This window comes from Streptomyces spororaveus (assembly GCF_016755875.1).
Classification (GTDB): Bacteria; Actinomycetota; Actinomycetes; order Streptomycetales; family Streptomycetaceae; genus Streptomyces; species Streptomyces spororaveus.
The window spans coordinates 4,136,426-4,154,183 of sequence record NZ_BNED01000005.1 but is presented as its reverse complement, the minus strand read 5'-3'; the positions used below and the strand labels follow the sequence as shown (position 1 = coordinate 4,154,183).

General features: G+C 69.9%; 17 protein-coding genes. 11 read left to right on the top strand and 6 right to left on the bottom strand.

Going from position 1 to position 17,758, the window contains the following annotated elements:
• Positions 1-146 precede the first annotated feature (146 nt).
• From Sspor_RS20975 to Sspor_RS20960, 4 genes are all read left to right on the top strand, one after another.
• Complete coding sequence (locus Sspor_RS20975) at positions 147-1,421, top strand: aspartate kinase (protein WP_030726444.1); 1,275 nt, start codon at positions 147-149, stop codon at positions 1,419-1,421.
• Positions 1,418-2,491, top strand: coding sequence for an aspartate-semialdehyde dehydrogenase (locus Sspor_RS20970; protein WP_202200509.1), 1,074 nt, complete (start codon positions 1,418-1,420; stop codon positions 2,489-2,491). The genes Sspor_RS20975 and Sspor_RS20970 overlap by 4 nt, the downstream gene beginning before the upstream one ends.
• Before the next feature lie 246 nt (positions 2,492-2,737).
• The gene (locus Sspor_RS20965; RefSeq protein WP_202203769.1) at positions 2,738-3,445 is read left to right on the top strand and encodes a SigE family RNA polymerase sigma factor; all 708 of its coding nucleotides are present in this window, start codon (positions 2,738-2,740) and stop codon (positions 3,443-3,445) included.
• Entirely contained in the window at positions 3,442-4,527 is a 1,086-nt protein-coding gene (locus Sspor_RS20960; protein WP_202200508.1) for a hypothetical protein, read from the top strand. Before Sspor_RS20965 ends, Sspor_RS20960 begins: the two co-directional genes overlap by 4 nt.
• 87 nt (positions 4,528-4,614) lie before the next feature.
• Here the strand turns inward: Sspor_RS20960 and Sspor_RS20955 are convergent, their stop codons facing one another.
• On the bottom strand, positions 4,615-5,376 hold the full coding sequence (locus Sspor_RS20955; RefSeq protein WP_202200507.1) for an SURF1 family protein: 762 nt from the start codon (positions 5,374-5,376) through the stop codon (positions 4,615-4,617).
• Between the two features lie 43 nt (positions 5,377-5,419).
• A complete protein-coding gene (locus tag Sspor_RS20950; RefSeq protein ID WP_202200506.1) occupies positions 5,420-7,225 on the bottom strand; it encodes a S9 family peptidase in 1,806 nt (601 codons plus the stop codon).
• Between the two features lie 97 nt (positions 7,226-7,322).
• On the opposite strand from Sspor_RS20950, the gene Sspor_RS20945 reads away from it, so the two are divergent.
• The 6 genes from Sspor_RS20945 (at position 7,323) to Sspor_RS20920 (ending at position 11,808) form a co-directional block, all read left to right on the top strand.
• Positions 7,323-7,490 (top strand): hypothetical protein, encoded by a 168-nt coding sequence (locus Sspor_RS20945; protein WP_202200505.1) that lies wholly within the window; start codon positions 7,323-7,325, stop codon positions 7,488-7,490.
• 35 nt (positions 7,491-7,525) lie between these two features.
• Positions 7,526-8,827 (top strand): cytosine deaminase, encoded by a 1,302-nt coding sequence (codA, locus tag Sspor_RS20940; RefSeq protein ID WP_237403949.1) that lies wholly within the window; start codon positions 7,526-7,528, stop codon positions 8,825-8,827.
• 6 nt (positions 8,828-8,833) lie between these two features.
• Complete coding sequence (locus tag Sspor_RS20935) at positions 8,834-9,430, top strand: HD domain-containing protein (RefSeq protein ID WP_202200504.1); 597 nt, start codon at positions 8,834-8,836, stop codon at positions 9,428-9,430.
• 52 nt (positions 9,431-9,482) lie between these two features.
• Positions 9,483-9,998, top strand: a complete 516-nt coding sequence (locus Sspor_RS20930; RefSeq protein WP_202200503.1) for a DUF5956 family protein — start codon at positions 9,483-9,485, stop codon at positions 9,996-9,998.
• Positions 9,999-10,148: 150 nt separating this feature from the next.
• Entirely contained in the window at positions 10,149-10,427 is a 279-nt protein-coding gene (locus Sspor_RS20925; protein WP_189743857.1) for a hypothetical protein, read from the top strand.
• Positions 10,428-10,878: 451 nt separating this feature from the next.
• On the top strand, positions 10,879-11,808 hold the full coding sequence (locus Sspor_RS20920; RefSeq protein WP_202200502.1) for a hypothetical protein: 930 nt from the start codon (positions 10,879-10,881) through the stop codon (positions 11,806-11,808).
• A 192-nt stretch (positions 11,809-12,000) separates the two neighbouring features.
• On the opposite strand, the gene Sspor_RS20915 is transcribed toward Sspor_RS20920, so the two are convergent.
• From Sspor_RS20915 to Sspor_RS20905, 3 genes are read right to left on the bottom strand one after another with little or no spacing between them, the layout of a single operon-like run.
• Entirely contained in the window at positions 12,001-12,657 is a 657-nt protein-coding gene (locus Sspor_RS20915) for a hypothetical protein (protein ID WP_202200501.1), read from the bottom strand.
• Positions 12,658-12,662: 5 nt separating this feature from the next.
• Positions 12,663-14,321 (bottom strand): DEAD/DEAH box helicase family protein, encoded by a 1,659-nt coding sequence (locus Sspor_RS20910; protein WP_202200500.1) that lies wholly within the window; start codon positions 14,319-14,321, stop codon positions 12,663-12,665.
• 12 nt (positions 14,322-14,333) lie between these two features.
• Positions 14,334-16,679 (bottom strand): ATP-binding protein, encoded by a 2,346-nt coding sequence (locus Sspor_RS20905; protein ID WP_202200499.1) that lies wholly within the window; start codon positions 16,677-16,679, stop codon positions 14,334-14,336.
• Between the two features lie 223 nt (positions 16,680-16,902).
• Between Sspor_RS20905 and Sspor_RS20900 the strand changes: the two genes are divergently transcribed.
• Complete coding sequence (locus tag Sspor_RS20900) at positions 16,903-17,091, top strand: AbrB/MazE/SpoVT family DNA-binding domain-containing protein (RefSeq protein ID WP_202200498.1); 189 nt, start codon at positions 16,903-16,905, stop codon at positions 17,089-17,091.
• A gap of 6 nt (positions 17,092-17,097) precedes the next feature.
• On the opposite strand, the gene Sspor_RS40665 is transcribed toward Sspor_RS20900, so the two are convergent.
• Positions 17,098-17,709 carry a very short patch repair endonuclease gene (locus Sspor_RS40665; RefSeq protein WP_237403948.1) on the bottom strand — a complete coding sequence of 204 codons (612 nt, stop codon included), beginning with the start codon at positions 17,707-17,709 and terminating at the stop codon, positions 17,098-17,100.
• Positions 17,710-17,758: the final 49 nt, after the last annotated feature.

The window sequence follows — 17,758 nt, the reverse complement described above, 5'->3', positions numbered from 1 at the left end:
CTCGGCGCCGCACCCGGGTGAACCGGGCGGCCGGACCGGGAACTCATTCTCTGATCTTCTCGTCTCATGATGTGGTACGAGGCGGTCGGATCCCGGTCGCTCGTTAGACTGCACCAGCAATGAGACGGATTGAGCGAGGAGCGCACGTGGGCCTTGTCGTGCAGAAGTACGGAGGCTCCTCCGTAGCCGATGCCGAGGGCATCAAGCGTGTCGCCAAGCGGATCGTGGATGCCAAGAAGAACGGCCACCAGGTGGTCGTCGTGGTTTCCGCGATGGGCGACACGACGGACGAGCTGATCGATCTCGCCGAGCAGGTATCCCCGATGCCTGCCGGGCGTGAGTTCGACATGCTGCTGACCGCCGGAGAGCGGATCTCCATGGCCCTGCTGGCCATGGCGATCAAAAACCTGGGCCACGAGGCCCAGTCGTTCACCGGTAGCCAGGCAGGCGTGATCACCGACTCGGTCCACAACAAAGCGCGCATCATCGATGTCACGCCGGGCCGGATCCGCACCGCGCTGGACGAGGGCAACATCGCCATCGTCGCCGGTTTCCAGGGTGTGTCCGCGGACTCCAAGGACATCACCACCCTCGGCCGGGGCGGCTCGGACACCACCGCCGTCGCGCTCGCCGCGGCGCTGGACGCCGAGGTCTGCGAGATCTACACCGACGTCGACGGCGTCTTCACCGCGGACCCCCGCGTCGTGAAGAAGGCGAAGAAGATCGACTGGATCTCCTCCGAGGACATGCTGGAGCTCGCGGCCTCCGGTTCCAAGGTGCTGCTGCACCGCTGCGTCGAGTACGCGCGCCGCTACAACATCCCGATCCACGTCCGCTCGTCCTTCTCCGGACTGCCGGGCACCTGGGTCAGCAACGAGAATCCGCAAGGGGACGCGCAGGTGGAGCACGCCATCATCTCCGGAGTCGCGCACGACGTCTCCGAAGCCAAGATCACGGTCGTCGGTGTCCCGGACAAGCCGGGCGAGGCCGCAGCGATCTTCCGTGCCATCGCGGACGCCGAGATCAACATCGACATGATCGTGCAGAACGTCTCCGCGGCCTCCACGGGCCTCACGGACATCTCCTTCACCCTCCCCAAGACCGAGGGCCACAAGGCCATCGAGGCCCTGGAGAAGGCGAAGGGCGCGATCGGCTTCGACTCCCTGCGCTACGACGACCAGATCGGCAAGATCTCCCTGGTCGGTGCGGGCATGAAGACGAACCCGGGCGTCACCGCCTCCTTCTTCCAGGCGCTGTCCGACGCGGGCGTGAACATCGAGCTGATCTCGACCTCCGAGATCCGCATCTCGGTCGTCACCCGCCAGGACGACGTCAACGAGGCCGTCCGCGCCGTGCACACGGCCTTCGGCCTCGACTCCGACAGCGCCGAAGCGGTCGTCTACGGAGGCACCGGACGATGACCCGCACCCGGTCCTCCGGCCCGGCACTCGCCGTGGTCGGGGCGACCGGAGCAGTCGGTTCGGTCCTGCTCCAGATGCTGTCCCTGCGGGCGGACGTCTGGGGTGAGATCCGCCTGATCGCCTCCGCGCGCTCGGCCGGCCGCATGCTGGCCGTCCGTGCGGAGGAGACCGAGGTGATCGCCCTCACCGAGGACGCCTTCGACGGCCTCGGACCGGGTGACATCGCCCTCTTCCTCACCCCGGCCGACGTATCGGCCCGGTGGGCTCCCGTGGTCACCGCGCGCGGCTCGGTCGTCATCGACCTGTCCGCCGCCTTCCGGGAGGACCCCGAGGTTCCGCTGGTGGTGCCCGAGGTCAACGGGCACGCGGTACGGATCCGGCCGCGCGGGATCGTCGCCGGCCCGGACTGCGTGACCGCCACCATGATCGCGGCCCTGGGCGCGCTGCACTCCGAGTACTCCCTCTGCGACCTGGCCGTCTCCTCGTACCAGGCCGCGAGCGCCGTCGGCCGCGCCGGCTCCGAGACGCTGCGCCGCCAGCAGTCGCTGGTCGCCGGCACCTCGCTGGGCGAGCAGCCCGGGGACGTACGCCGGGCCGTGGGCGAGGACACCGGTCCCTTCGCGGCCCCGCTCGCCCTCAACGTCGTGCCCTGGTCCGGTGAGCTCCGTGCGGACGGCTGGTCCTCGCACGAGCTGGCGGTCCGCGGGGAGACCCGCCGGATCCTGCAGCTGGAGCAGCTCCCGGTGTCGGTGACCTGTGTACAGGTGCCCGTGCTGATCGGGCATTCGCTGACCGTACGGGCCCGGTTCGAGCACGAGGTGACGGCTTCGCACGCCCGGGAGATCCTGGAGGCCGCGCCCGGCGTGGTGCTCGTGGACGACCCCGCGGCCGGGGAGTTCCCCACCCCCGTGGACGCCGCCGGGACGGATCCCGCCTGGGTGGGCCGGGTACGGGTCTCGCTCGACGACCGTAACGCCCTGGAGTTCTTCGTGTGCGCCGACAATCTGCGCAAGGGCGCGGCGCTGAATGCCACACAGATCGCGGAACTGATCGCAGGTGAATTTGCGTAATTCGCTTTGTAGGATCGGTGCTGATCCCTTGATCAAGGTGATGGCCCGACTGCCGTCTCGATAAAGACGGGGCAATCGGGAAGAGCGGGTACGTATGAGGGCAATAGGGATTTTGCTGGTGAGGATGCCTCACGCGTACAACCCTGATGGGGGGACGCGTGTCCAACCGGCGTGGCAGAGACACTGCTCGAACCGGCCGTCCGGCCGGCGGGGATCGGGATCATCCCGTCGCGCCGGGGCTCCCGTGTGCCCGGCGGCGGTTTTCCCGTGATCGTGCCCGTCCCGCCGGCGGGGCCGTCGGAGACGCCCGTACGGACCGCCGTACCGATCCGGGGCGGCCTCGTGCCCGCGCAGCGCGACAGCGCTGACACGGACGGGAGCGGCAAGAGCGAGGCGGCAGGGACGGCCGAGGCGGTCGAAGCCGTCGAGGCGACCGAAGCGGTGGCCGAAGTGGTGGCCGGCACCACCGTCGACCACCTCACCGCGACCTACCAGGCGCACTACCGCTCGCTCCTGGGCCTGGCCGCACTGCTCCTCGACGACACCGCCTCCTGCGAGGACGTGGTCCAAGAGGCCTTCATCCGGGTGCATTCCGCCCGGAACCGGGTCCGTGACCGGGAGAAGACCCTGGCGTATCTGCGCCAGACCGTCGTGAACCTGTCGCGGTCCGCCCTGCGCCGCCGCATCCTCGGCCTCAAGCTCCTCTCGAAGCCGATGCCTGACATGGCGAGCGCCGAAGAAGGCGCGTACGACCAGCTGGAGCGGGACGATCTGATCAAGGCGATGCGTGGGCTGCAGCGCCGCCAGCGCGAGGTGCTCGTGCTGCGCTACTTCGCGGACATGACGGAGTCCCAGGTCGCCGAGACGCTCGGCATATCGCTCGGCTCGGTGAAGGCGTACGGATCGCGGGGCATTGCCGCGCTGCGGGTGGCGATGGAGGCTGCGCAGTCATGATGGACGACCACACACCGTCCGGCGGGGCGAGCGGGGAAGAAGAGCTGCGCGTCCTCCTGCGCGGGGCCGTCGAGGGCCTCCAGCCCTCCGCGGGCGCGCTGGAGCGGCTACGGGACGCCGTCCCCGCGCGCCGGACCCGCAACCGCCGGGCCGCCTTCGTCGGCGCCGCCGCGGCCGTGCTGCTCGCCGGGTCCGCGATCCCGGCCGCCCTGCACCTGTCCGGGGCCCAGGGCGCTGCACAGGACCATCCGGCCATGGCCGGGCACGGCGCGGCCACGGGCGACAAGCACGACACGCTGACCTCCGACCCCCACCAGAACGGCTTCGGGTCCCTGCCGAGGCCGACCCCCTCCTTCGGCGAAGTCCCGGCCGTGGGCGGGGTCACCGGGCGGCCGAACGCCACGGCGGGCACTCCGGAGGCCGGACTCGCGGCAGGCCCGTCGGGCGCCGGGACCTCCGGCGGACCGGCCGGCTCCGGCGGCTCGGCGGTGGGCCCGGGCCCGCTGCCGCCGGTCGCGGCGCCGGGCGTACCCGGGTGCGGGGCGGACCAGCTCGGGGTGGTGGGCTCGGCCCGGGCCCCGGAGACCGACGGCAGGGTGTACGGCAGTTTCCGGGTCACCAACGTCTCGGCGCAGGGCTGCGCCGTCAGCGGCCAGGACACCCTGACGGCGGCACCGGCGCCCGGTACCGGGTCCGGCCCGGCCTCCGGGGTCGCCGTGGTCGGCCACAAGGCGGGGGATCCGGCGAGCGGGCTGCTGCCCGACCCGGCGGCGGCCGCTCCGGCGCTGGTGCTCCCGCCGAACACGGCGTACGAGGTCCGCTTCGCGTGGGTGCCGTCGGGGGAGGCCTGCGCACCGGCGAACCCGGACGCGGGCGGGAAGTCCCCGCAGACCGAACCGGCGGGCACCACCGGCGGCACGGGCGACGCGGCGGCCGTCGAACCGCAGGCGGGCGCCTCCCCGGCCCCGGCCGGCGTGGCCGTCTCGCACACCCCGCAGTCGGGGGCCACGACCACTCGGACGACGATCCCCGAGGCCTGCGGCGGCACGGTGTACCGGACGGGCGCGATCCCGCTGACCTGACCGGTTCTTCCGGTCCAGGGCGGGCCCGGCGGACGCGGTGGGTCCGGCGGGTCCGGCGGACGCGGTGACCCCGGTGGGCCCGAGTCGCTACGCGGCGGGTTCGAGCAGGCCCGCCTCGGCGTCGCGGATGGTCTCCACCTCGCGCCGGTAGAGCCGGAACCACATGAAGAGCACGAAGGCGACGAAGACGAACCACTCGCCGGTGTAGCCGAGGTTCTGGAAGGCCTTCAGGTCGAGCCCGGTGTTGGTCGGCGCCTGGGCAGGCACCGGAATCATCCCCTCCGACGGGGTCTGCACGGTCAGCCAGGCGTCGTACAGCTCGTACGGGACGATGTTGACCAGCGAGGCCGCCCCGATCACGCCGAGCTGCCCGGCCGGCAGCCCGCCCTGGGAGTGGACCCCCTTCGTGCCGGAGTTCTCCGAGGACTGCAGGGCCCCGGTGACCTCGACCCGGCCGGTCGGCGGGGCCGGCGCCTTCGCGGGATCCGCCACCCCCGGAAGCCAGCCCCTGACCACCGGGACGGCCTTGCCGGAGTCGGTCTTCAGCAGGGTCAGCACGTAGAACCCGGACTCGCCGTCCAGCCGGCGCTCGGGCACCAGCAGCTGGTCGGCGTACTCCCCGGCCGTGGAGGCCAGCCGTCCGGAGGTCGTCTTGTCGACCGGAAGCAGCGATTCCAGCGGGGTGGCCACCTGGTCCGCGGGCCGCTCCGCATTCGCTTCCCGGTGGCTGTCGACACGGTCCTCGAACCGGCCGAGCTGCCAGGACCCCATGAACAGGCAGAAGGGAACGGCGAGCGCGACGAAGACGTTGATCCCCCACCAGCGCGGGGTCAGGAGAAACCGGTGCACCCCACCACCGTACGGGGGGTGCACCGGTCGCCCTCCCGCAGGGTCAGTGCGGCAGGTGCTTCAGCGCGAACTCCAGCTCCATCCGGACCTGCTTGATCCGCTCCTCCACCACCAGCGAACCGTGCCCGGCGTCGTACCGGTACACCTCGTGCACCGCCCCGCGCGCGGTCAGCCGGTCCACGTAGTTGTCGATCTGGCGGATCGGACAGCGCGGGTCGTTCACGCCCGCCGCGATGTGGACGGGCGCCTTCACGGCGTCCACGTACGTCAGCGGCGAGGACGCCTCGAAGCGGTCCGGGACCTCCTCAGGCGTACCGCCGAAGAGGGTGCGGTCCAGCGCCTTCAGCGCCTCCATCTCGTCGTGGTACGCCGTCACGTAGTCCGCCACCGGCACCGCGGCCAGGCCCACGGCCCAGGCGTCGGGCTGCGTGCCCAGGCCCAGCAGCGTCAGGTACCCGCCCCAGGAACCGCCCGACAGCACCATGCGCGCCGGGTCCGCGAGGCCGGAGGAGACCGCCCACTCCCGGACCGCCGCGATGTCCTCCAGCTCGATCAGCCCGACCCGGTGCTTGAGCGCGTCGGTCCACTCGCGCCCGTAACCCGTCGAACCGCGGTAGTTGACCCGCACCACGGCGAACCCGTGGTCCAGCCAGGCCGCCGGGGCCGACGTGAAGGAGTCGCTGTCGTGCCAGGTCGGCCCGCCGTGGATCTCGAAGACCGTCGGGAAAGGGCCCTCGCCGTGACCCGCCGGCCGCTGCGCGAGCGCGTGGATCCGCCCGCCCGGGCCCTCGACCCACACGTCCTCGACGGGCTGCGAGCCGGGCGCCCGGAAACCGGGCGGGTCCAGGACGATCCCGCCCGCGGTGGACCGTACCGCCGAGGGCTCGGCGGCCGAGGACCACAGGTACTCCACCGTCCCGTCGGGCCGCGCGGTGGCCGCCGACACCGACCCGGCGGGCGTGTCCACGCGTACGAGCTCGCGCGCGGCCAGGTCGTAGCGCCACAGCTCGCTGCGCGCCTCGAAGCTGTGCGCGACCAGCAGCGCGGACCCGTCCGGGTACCACTCCGCGCTGACGTCGCCCGGCAGGTCGATCGCGAGCTCCTGCTCGGCACCGGTGGCCACGTCCCACACCATCGGCTCCCAGCGGCCGCGCCGCTGATGGCCGACGAGCAGCCGGGTGTCGCCCACGACCGGCGCGAAGCCGAGGACCTCCAGACCCAGCTCCTCGGACCCGCCCCGGGAGTCGTCCAGCTCGGCGACGGTGGTCCCGTCCAGGGTCAGGACGCGCAGGGCGGAGTGCATCGCGTCGCCGTGCTCGGTGTGCTCGACGGCCACGAGCGTCCCGTCGCGGGACAGGTCGCCGACGCCGGCCGACTCCCGGTGCCGGTAGATCACGGTGGGCGCGGAGCCGTCCGGCCGGACCACGTGCACGGTCGAGCCGTCCTCGTCGGTGGAGCGCCCCACGACGGACGTCCCGTCCCGCCCGATGGCCAGCCCGGCGGGGTACGAGGGCTCCAGGCCCGGGGTGGCCGGCTCGTCGGGGCCGCCCGCGAAGGGCTGGCGCACCCAGGTGCCGAACTCGTCGCCGTCGGTGTCGGAGAACCACCAGATCCACTCGCCGTCCGGGGAGAGGGTCCCGTCGGTGGTGCCGTTGGGGCGGTCCGTGGCCTGCCGCTGCGCGCCGGTGGCGCGGTCCCACGCGTAGATCTCGTAGGTTCCGGTCGCGTTGGACACGAAGAGCGAACGGTCGGGGGCGTCCTCCGCCCAGTCGGGGAGCCCGACGCGCGGTGCCCGGAACCGCTTCTCCCAGTCGGGCATGTCGGGGGTCGTCTCACTGTCGCTGGTCATGCGCCCCATTGTGGCCGCAGCGGTCCCCGGGATGCCGACCCCTGCGAACGGGCGGAGAGTGGAACGCGTCGGCCGTCCCGTCCGAGGAGGAACGATCATGGCCAAGAAGGCCCGCACCGGCCACCACAGCCACCAGGACTCCGAGCGCGCGCTGGCGAAGAACACGGCCGCCGAGGCCCGTGCCAAAGCCGCGGTCAGGGACCTCCACAACACCGCCGCGAAGACGCGCGGCATGCAGCAGAAGGCCCAGGCCAAGCGCGGCTAGGCCCGCTCCGCCCGAGCTCTGTCTAGGCTGGCGCCATGCGGATGATCGTCCGGGGCGCCCGGCTGCTGCACACCCACGGCCTGTCCGACGTCGAGGTCGCGGAGGACGGCCGCATCGCACGGGTCGTCCCGTACGACGACCAGAAGGAACCACCGGTCACCGGCATCCTCATCGAGGCCCACGGGGACCTGCTCACGCCTCCCTTCGTCGAGCCGCACATCCACCTCGACACGGCACTGACCGTGGGCGAGCCGCGCCCCAACGCCTCCGGCACCCTCTGGGAGGGCATCGCCTGCTGGAGCGAGCGCAAGCGGACCCTGACCCGCGAGGACGTGATCGCGCGGGCCACGGAGGTACTGCGCTGGCAGGCCGCCCACGGGGTGCTGCACGTGCGGACCCACTGCGACGTCACCGACCCGGACCTCACCGCACTCGAAGCCCTGCTGGAGGTGCGCGACCGGGTGCGGGAGTTCATGACCCTGCAGATCGTGGCCTTCCCGCAGGAGGGCATCGTCTCCTTCCCGGGCGGAGAGGGGCTGCTGCGCGAGGCCGTCGCCCGCGGGGCGGACGTCGTCGGAGCCATCCCGCACTTCGAGGACACCCGCGAGGACGGCCTCGCCTCGCTGCACACGGCCTTCGCCCTGGCCGAGGAACACGGCCTGCGGGTGGACGCGCACTGCGACGAGATCGACGACGAGCAGTCCCGCTTCGTGGAGGTGCTGGCCACCCTGGCCCTGCGCTCGGGGCTGCGGGGGCGCGCCACGGCCTCGCACACGACGGCCATGGGCTCCTACAACGGCGCGTACAGCTACAAGCTCCAGCGCCTGCTCGCCCGCTCCGGCATCAACCTCGTCTCCAACCCCTTCGCCAACCTGGGTCTCCAGGGCCGCTTCGACGCCTATCCCAAGCGGCGCGGCCTCACCCAGGTCAAGGAGATGCTCGCCGCCGGGGTCAACGTCGCCTTCGGCCACGACGACGTGATGGACCCCTGGAACGCGCTGGGCACCGCCAACCCGCTGCAGACCGCCCTCGTCGGGCTCTACGCCGCCCAGCTCACCGGCGCCGACGAGATCCCGCTGGCCTTCTCGATGGTGACGGAGCGCGCGGCGCGGGTGCTCGGCCTCGCGGAGACGGAGTACGGCGTCACCGCGGGCGCCCCCGCCTCCTTCGTACTGCTCCCTGCGCCGTCGCCGGAGGAGGCGATCCGCCGCCAGGTCCGCCCGCGGTACGTCGTCTCGCGCGGCACCGTCCTCGCCGAGACCCCGCCCGCCCCGACCCGGCTGAACTGGCCGGGGGAGCCCCCGTCCGAGATCGATTTCAGCCGCCGCCTACGCTGACGCCCCATGAAGACGTGGACGCTTGACACAGCATCGGCCCGCGCAGCTCTCGAGATCGCTTCGGAGTACGCGGACACGACTCTCCTGAACCACTCGGTCCGTTCCTACGCCTTCGGAGCCCGGTACGCGGAGCAGCACGGGCTGGCGTACGACGCGGAACTCCTCTACGTCAGCGCCCTGGTGCACGATCTGGGCCTGACCGCGCCCTTCGACAGCCACACCCTGCCCTTCGAGGAGGCGGGCGGCCACGTCGCGCGCGTCCTGACGGCGGGCCTGGGCTGGCCGGCGGCCCGCCGGGCGCGCGCCGAGGAGGTTATCGTCCTGCACATGCGGGACGACGTGAGCGCCGCCGCGGACGTGGAGAGCCACCTGCTGCAGGTCGGTACGAGTGCGGACGTCTCGGGCCTGCGCGTCGCCGAGTTCGACCCCGCCTTCACGGCCGACCTCCTCGCCGCGTACCCGCGGAGCGGCTTCGGCGCCGCGTTCCTCGCACTCGTCGAGGACCAGGCGGTACGCAAGCCCGAGTGCGCGGCGGCCGCGTACGTGGCCGGTGGCGCGGCCACCCGGATCGCGGCGAACCCCCTCGACCGGATGCGCGCGTAGGTCGTATGCGGGGGTCACACATATCGGACACCGGGTCGGATAGCGTGCCCGCATGTCGTGGGACGAGGACGGAACACCGCACCCGCTCGCACTGCGCCGCACCGGCCGTAGCGAACTGGAGCCGGACCGGCTGCCCGAGATGCGGGAACTGGAGGTGCTCGGCTGGGAGCCGGCGCCCGACGACCTGCGCTGGGTGTTCCTCCCGTACGTCTGGCCCCCCGCGGACCGCACCTGGATCCCCGACCGCTCCACCCACTGGGCGGTGGACACCGCCCTCGACGGCCACGGCCACATCACCGGCGTGGAGTGCGCCCCGCTGCCCGAGCCCGACCTGCGCGACCTCGACCGCGAGGCCGACGAGGCCCTCGCCGAGCTCGGGCTCCCGCCCCGCCCGCGCGGGCGCCTGTGGCTGCTCCGCCCGGTCGGCCCCTTCCCCACCCTGGACGCGCTCCTCGGCCACCTCGACGGCCTGGCCGAGGCGCGCAGCGTGGCGGCCCGGCCCTCCGCGGCCTTCCTGACCCTGGCCCGGGCCGAACTCGCCCGGCTCGCCGCCGCTGAGGAGCCGTGAGCCCGGTCACTTCTCCCGGGCCGGCGCTGCCGGCCGGCGCCGAGCGGGTATGCGAGGAGTGGGGAGTGCGGTCACCGGCGCGACGCGGGGCCGTCCCGCGCTCCCGTCGCTACGCTTGTCATGAGGGGGGTACTGCCGGGAGGCGATCTCATGGGTCGGCGCCATCACTTCCACATCGACCACGACGGGCACTCGGTCAGCGCCACGGTCCAGACCGGGCACACCGCCGTCGTGGAGGTACTGGTCGACGGCAAGGAGACCGGACATGCCACGACGCACGACGACCACCCGGTGACCGTGCACGTCGAGCTGCCGACGGATCCGCCGACACAGGTCTCCGTCCGCGCGACGCCCGGGCCGGGTGTACCCCGCTGCATCTTCGAGGCCCCGGCCATCGAGCCGCACATCATGTCCCCCCGCCCCTACTGACGGCGGCGGCCGGCGGCCCGCCCTGCCCTCCTGCGTAGCGGCCCGACCTGCACAGCCGCCCAAACGCAGAGAGAGCCGGTGCAGATTTCTCTGCACCGGCTCTCACCTGGTACTTCAGTGTCGGGGTGGCGGGATTTGAACCCACGACCTCTTCGTCCCGAATGAGGTCCACCCAAGATCCCCACCAGCGCGAACGACGTTTCCCCAGGTCAGAGCGTTGGCCTCGGACGGTCTGGGGGAGTCCCAAAGGGGCTCGGGGAGCAGATCGGCTCCCAGTCGGCTCCCAGCCACCGACGCCCCCGCCGGTGATCACTCGCGATCCATCCGGACCGCGAGGGGCGTCAGCGAGTTCTTCCTCCGTTCGGGCGAAGCGAGCGTCATCTTCCTCCCAGGCCGATCTCAGGGGCCCTACCGTCGGCCGCAGCGGTTCGCACGGCGAGAGGACCTGAACGTGGCAGACCCCGCCGCTGACATGCGCCCACCTGCTCTAGCGCGCAGACTGCCCGGCCGGGCGAAGCAGCGAACGGACGTCCTGCGCGAGTACGAGAAGTTCAACGCCGATCGCCGCAGGACGATCCCTCTGGTGCTGTGGCCGTTCTTCGCGCCGGACCCGGACCGGTATTACCGCTGGCGGGTTCAGCTTGATTGCGCTTGCATCAAGGAGCTCATGACACCAGGCGACGGCACCCCGCCGAGTGAAAGGCAGTGGCGAGCTCCCGGTGATGGCGAAGCATTGCCGCCGGGACAGCTGTATTGCTGGCACGAAGAGGCCGGTCATGTTCCCTACCGCGGCATCGTCGAGTGGGGAGACCGGCGAGAGGTGAGCTTCCCCGCCGACCCGGCGGAGCCACCCGATTGGGCCGATGCCGAAGTGTGGGCCGTGCTGCGCCACGAGGAACCCCATACCTCGGCGTTTTGGAAGGTCACGCTGGACTGCGGACACCTCGAAGAGGTCGTAGCGCCAACCCTCGACTGGAAGCCGGCCGACGGGCCTCGCTTGGCCGACGCCTCCAGGGTGCAGCAGATGACCGAGGAATTCGAGCAGCTCTTGATCTCCAATCCGACCCTTGAACCCGAGCACCAACGTGAGCACACCTGCCGCATGTTGGCGTCAGGCTGGCCGATTCCGAGTCAGGAACGGCAGTGCTATACGTGCCCCCACGCTCGCGTGATCGTGGCGTACCAGCGCGTGGGCTGGCTCACTCCGCGCAATGAGGCACCGAAGCCCGAGTACCAGGCACCGCCGGCCCGCGATGTCTTGGAGCGCCGGCTCCGCAGGGCCGAGGCCAAGGCTGAGCAGCTGCGAACGCAGTTGGCCGGGTATGACGAGGGCCCAGACGCATGCCGTGTTCTGCCCAGTCCGCCCGCGCACCGCGCCTGATCTGACCGACGGCCACTGGCGCCTACCGAGCAGCTGCGATCCGTGCCGGAATAGCCGAGTCTGATAGAACGGGCGGGCGCAGGTAAAGGACGTCTGACCAGTGAGTTCGCCGCCTTCGCCGCACTACTGGCCATCCGTGAACACGGTGCCGCCCTGCCTCCCAGAGGGGAGGCTGGTCGAATGGACCGGTGGCTAGTCCAGGAGCGTGGGCTGCAATTGGCTGCGGCTACCGTCCGTCACCCCGAGGTAGTCCGGGTTGGGGACAATCTCGCGATGCAGGTACCGCAGGTCCGCTCCACAACGCAACGCGAGGCGATCCTGGCGCGTGCGCTCGGCCGTGGAGACAGTCTCGCCATTGCGGGTCGTGATGACGATCGCGGGCCGCTCCGTCGAGTCGATGGCCTCGTTCAGCGCGGCCCAGATGAGGTCGCGGAAGTTCGCGGCGCGGCCCCAGCAAATGTATCGAGTGGCCTCGCCAGCGACGGCGTAGCAGTGGTTCGGCTTCTCCCCAACCGAATCGGGCTTAATCACCCAGCCGCTGCCACATGCCGCACGAACAATTTCCTCCGGACCCTGGAATCGATTTACCGCATAGCGGACATAGCTCCCGATCCCTTCCTGCGCTCGGGCGTACTCCTTCATGGGGACGTCCTTGATCCAGACCCTGGCGTCCTTCTCCGGCCCGTAGGCGAGCAGGACGCCGCCAACCTTGGGGTCCTCGATCCATCGCCGGTACTGATTCGTCTTCTCGGCGTTACTCAAGAACTCCCAGTCCATATCGTTGGCCTGTTGGTAGATCTCGATGAGAAGGCGCTCGCGAATGGGCGCAGGCAGATGCTGCAAGGCCACGGTGACTACTCCTGGGGGGCGCGGGTGGAGGGGAACTGGAGTCGGTGCTCGTCGTACGCGGTCTCAAGACTGGCAGCATCCTTGATCCACTCGTCCATGAGGGTGGCCACCTTCTGGTCGCTGAAGTCGATGTTCGACGGGGTGATCTTCGCCAGGGTCTCGATCTCGCCGTCTCCGTCGAGCGCGCGTTTGAGCTTGAGCGCGGCGGCGATGCGGCGGAGGTCGCTGACGAAGTCCAGCACTGTGACCCGCTCCTTTCCCTCGCGCAAGCGGAGGCCTCGCCCAAGTTGCTGAACGAAGATGCGGCGGGAGTGAGTGACTCGCGCGAAGCAGAGGATATTCACGTCCGGCACATCGACGCCCTCGTTGAGGATGTCGATCGCCGTCAGGATGGGCACTTCGCCGGCCCGGAAGGCGAGTAGGCGGTTCTGTCGTTCCCTCTTGGCGAGTCCCGCGTGGATGGCGAGGGCGCCTGACCAAAGAGGGGTGCGTCGCAGCATGTCAGCGAGCCGCTCGGCGTGTTCGATAGTGCGGCAGAAGACGATGGCCCGGGGATTACGCGTGCCGGCCCACGCGGTGGCCAGCTCGTCGCGGATGGCTTCGTCCCGCTGCGGCAAAAACAGCTTGGCGTTGAGTTCGGCCAGCCCGTATGAGTGGTCGCTGGCCTCGCGGACGATGTCCCAGTCGATGTCGTCGACGAACAGGCGGTAGTCGACCTGGGCGAGGTAGCCGCGCCGCATGCCCTCCTCGATCCCCAGGCTGAAGCTGGGGGCACCGAGCTGATGGGTGATGTCGTGTTTGTCACCGCGCCATGGGGTCGCCGTTACGCCCAGGTGCCTCGCCGAGCTGAGGAGTTCCAGCAGCTCGTCGTACTGGCCCTCTTCCCCTACGTGGTGCGCTTCGTCGATCATGACGAGGCCTGGGCGGTATCCGAATCGCGCGGCCGACAGCGCCGAGCCGACCGTCGCGCAGGTGAGGCCGGAGAGATCGTCGGGGCGGGTGTCACCCGTGAGGAGCCGCGTCGGGACATCTTTGGGAAGGTGCCGCCAGAGGGCCCGCTCTAGTTGCTGGACGAGGTCCTTCGCGTGCGCGACGACCAGGACCTGGTCCTGGGGGACACGTCGCAGGTGCGCCGCGATCATCTCGCCTCCGACGACCGTTTTGCCCAGGCCGGTGGCCAGGACGAGGAGCGCACGACCTGAGGCGTCGAGATCGGCGGTCAGTTCCTGAAGTGCCTCGGTCTGGTACGGCCGTGGTGTCACTCGGCCAAAGCGGGGCGGTACCCGGTCGAAGCTGGTCGTCAGGTCGGTTCCGCCCCACAGGAGGATTCCAGGACCGAGGCGTGCCAGATTCGCCACCCGCTTCCGGGCGTCAGGGCTGAAGCGGGTGTTGGTGACGACGACGGCTTTGTGGGCGCGATAGTGATCCCGGGCACGAGCGACCTCATCCACCGCGTCGGCCCCTACGGCTCCGTGCCGCTTCCACTTGCACTGGATCACCCAGGTCTCGCCCTTGTGGAGGGCGAGGATGTCGCCTCCCTCGTCACCGGAACCATCGATGTTGGACACATCGGAGAAGCCCAAGTGCCACAGGAGGCGTTCGATGCGGCGAGGGAACTGCAGTGGGCCCGAGTCCAGCAGCGAGGCGGCGTCAAGGAATCGCATTCCGCTCCCCCCCTATGTGTTGTCGGCGAGGTCGCGCGCGATGAGTCTGCAGCTGATCCTGATCCGGGACAGCTCCTCCACGTCGAGGCGTGGACGGTGCTGTTCCAGGAGCGCGAGGTCCCCCAAGGGGTTGATCAGTCGTTCCACGACGAGCGCCCGAGCGCCGGGATCGCTCAGAGCGATGTACCCGCGCTTGAAGACGCAGCCGTCGAGGAAAGTCTCCGGGGAGTCCTGGATGATACGGATGACCGCACTGGCCGGGACATAGCGGATGAACTCACCGCTGGAGATCGCGTCGTTCCAAGGAGACGTTCCGCCGGCCTCGACCGCGAACCGACGCTCAGCATCGGCTCGTTCATCCTTCGTGAGTAGTAGCCAGTGCACCGCTGGGTTCGCCGAGACTGGCGCCACCATTGCCATGCGCACCTGTTCCAGCAGCCTCTCGGACTCCTCCGCCGTCGCCGCCGGCGTCAGCCGAGGACTGGAGGTGTGGCTCTTGAGCTGCGCCACGATCTCACTCAAGGGCATCGAGACGATGTTGGCCCGTACCCGCATAAACTCCGCGACCTCGACGAGTGCCAGGTCACGCAAGTCAGCCCCGTGCTCTCGGAAGAGCGGGTGGCCGGTGTCGACGAAAACATCGAGGTGTGGGGCTCGGACCATCGAGACGATCGCAGGTGCGGGCCGCTCATCCTTGGTGACGAGATTCTGTCCGCGGACCGCCCAGGCCGTCAGATCCACGCGGCCCAATTCTTCAAGGTAGTACGGGCCTGTCAGGTCCACGATGGGGTCGGCGTTATCTCGGTATCGCTGGAGCCTTTGGTCCAGCGTCTCCGCCGGTGCGACCTCGCCCTCGGGGGGTTCTTGACCACCTGCGGTCATGCCAGTCGCACCCGGCGCCGCACCGTCTTCCGGCTCGTCATCGAGGTCGAGGAGTCCAGCCCCGAACCCGGGGAGGATGTCGTCATTCTCCGGCTGCGGGTCCACCGCTATCGGGTTGTCGTGCTGATGAGCGGCGCGGTACCACACCTCATCGGTCTGGTACTCGTAGCCGCCCTTCCGCATCAAGCCGGCCCACTTCACCGCCGTCTCGTGGAGAGCGTTACGCCCATCGCCGGGGATCAGGTAGTTGAGCCCCGGGTCCTGGCGGCGGAAGCCCGCGTAGAGCAGGGCGAGAGGGCTGCGATTCTCGGGCAGCCCAAGGTTCTTGGCGATCTTAGGGCGGAGGGGGCTGGTTCCGCGGACCTCGCGCAGCACTTGACGCCATTCGGCTGTATCGAACTCGAAGGCGGTCTTCTGATAGTTCGGAGTGACGTGGTCGCAATGGATCTCACCGACGATCCGGCCCATCTGTACGGCCCCGGAGTCGATGGGGTACTCCAGCTCCGGCTCCGCGATGCCGTCCTCGTCCTCCCAGTGGAAGGCACGCTTGTCCTTGAGCATGATCTTGCGCCCGTTACGGAGGAAGTCCAGCCCGTAGTCGGTGCGGTGGAGGTAGCGCTGAATCCCGATCCAGCCCCAGATCCTGCGCTCCCGCAGTTCCAGGCGGTCCTGTCCGCATTCCTCGCAGTGCTCCGCATCGGCGGTGCTCCAGTATCCGCACGCCATGCACGCGTTCTTGGTGCTCAGAACGCGGTCGATCCTCTGTACGGCATGGATCTCCACGCCCTGGCGGGTGACGGTCCGCTTCTCATCCCAGACACAGGGCAGGCGTGGCCTGACCTTCTTGCCGTTGAGCGTGAGCAGGAAGCCCTTCTCCGCCAGCAGGTAGCTGTAGACGTCTCCGAGCTTCTCCCTGATCACGGTCTGCGTCTGAGGGCGGCAGAGTGTCGCGTATTGCTCCTGCTTGAGCTCGCTGATCGTGACCGTGGTGCCGTGCTCGTCACGATTGGCCTTGGGCGTCAAGCGGTACGGCGCCTGGTACTCGGAGGAGTTGGCGATCCGCGCCAGATCCAAGGTCACCTCGATCCAGTCCGGATCGCCCGCACGACTGGTGCGTACCGTGGTACGTCGACCAAGCCGGGCGGTGCTGATGTTGAAGCCCATGCCGAACAGGCCGAGGGAACCATGTCGACCGTTGCTCGTCCAACCCGCGCTGATGGCGTTGGTGACGGCCTCCAGGCTCATGCCCCGGCCGTTGTCCTGGACTTTGATCTCAGCCGTCGCACGCTGCGAGTTCGCCGGCGGGAGCGAGATCGCGACCGAGGGTCGGTCCACAGTCCCGGCGGCCGCCTGGAACTCGTCGAAGGAGTTGTCGATCAACTCGGCCAGGCACTGCCAGTGAGAGAACTCGATGTCGCCCAGCACACCCAAGATGCGCGGGTGTGGCGTGACATTGATGTACTGGCTCGCGGTCACAGTCGGCCCCCGTCTTCGTCGTGAACAAACGCGTTGCCGGCAGACGCGAAGCGCGCCCACCAGTGTCTAGACGCCCCCACCGGTCCCGGTCCCGGTGCATCCACCAGCATGGCGTCAACCCTAATGGGCGGCACCGGTACCCGCGGGACATAGATCTCGAAACCCCCGCTGGAACCCACTCCGCACCCCGCCCCCACGGTTCACAGCGTGCGAGAATCACCTCATGATCCGGGAACCCGCGCAGGTCACAATCGATGCGAGCGGCCAGGTGCAGATCCCCTTGGGGATCCTCGCCGAGGCCGGTCTCGACGCGGGGAGTGCCGTCCTCGCATACAGCGATGGTGACGGCCGCATCGTCCTACGCAGGTTGACCGACGCTATGGACGACCTACTGCATGGTGAGGAGCTGTAGGCGCAGCTAGGCGGTCGCACGGCGGACCGCTGAGATGACCCGTCGCGCCACCTTGTCCGGCGCCTCGTGCTCCCAAGCCCGGATGACCGTCCAGCCCGCTTCCTCCAGGATCCGGTTGGTCTCGGCGTCCCGCCGCTGGTTCTCGGTGAACTTCTCCGTCCAGAACTCCTTGTTCTTCGTCGCCGGCCGATGATGCTCCGGACAGACGTGCCAGAAGCAGCCGTCGACGAACACCGCGACTCTTGCCTTCGGGAACAGCACATCCGCGCTACGTCGGAGGCCCTGGACGGGCGGTGCGTTGACCCGGTAGCGAAGCCCTTCCTTGAAGAGGAGGGACCTGAGTACCTTCTCGGGCTTTGTGTCCCTTCCACGGTTGCCTTTCATGGAGGCACGGACCGCCGGCGTCGAAGCCGTCGAGCCCTCCGGCAGGGCGTGCTCCCGCAAAAGGCCCTTAGCCCAGGCCAGCCGCCACCCCTCAGCGAGGTTGGCTCCACGGCTGTCGTGTTCGACCTCCCCCAGATAGCGCTCCGGGGACTTCCTCCCATCGCCCCAGCGTAGTGACGCGCGGATACGCCGCGTCTTGGGTAGGACCCTCAAGGAGACCGAGGCGTGAACCACGCGGCCGTCTCCCAGGACAACCTCACGCCGATGGCGACCACCCGCCGCT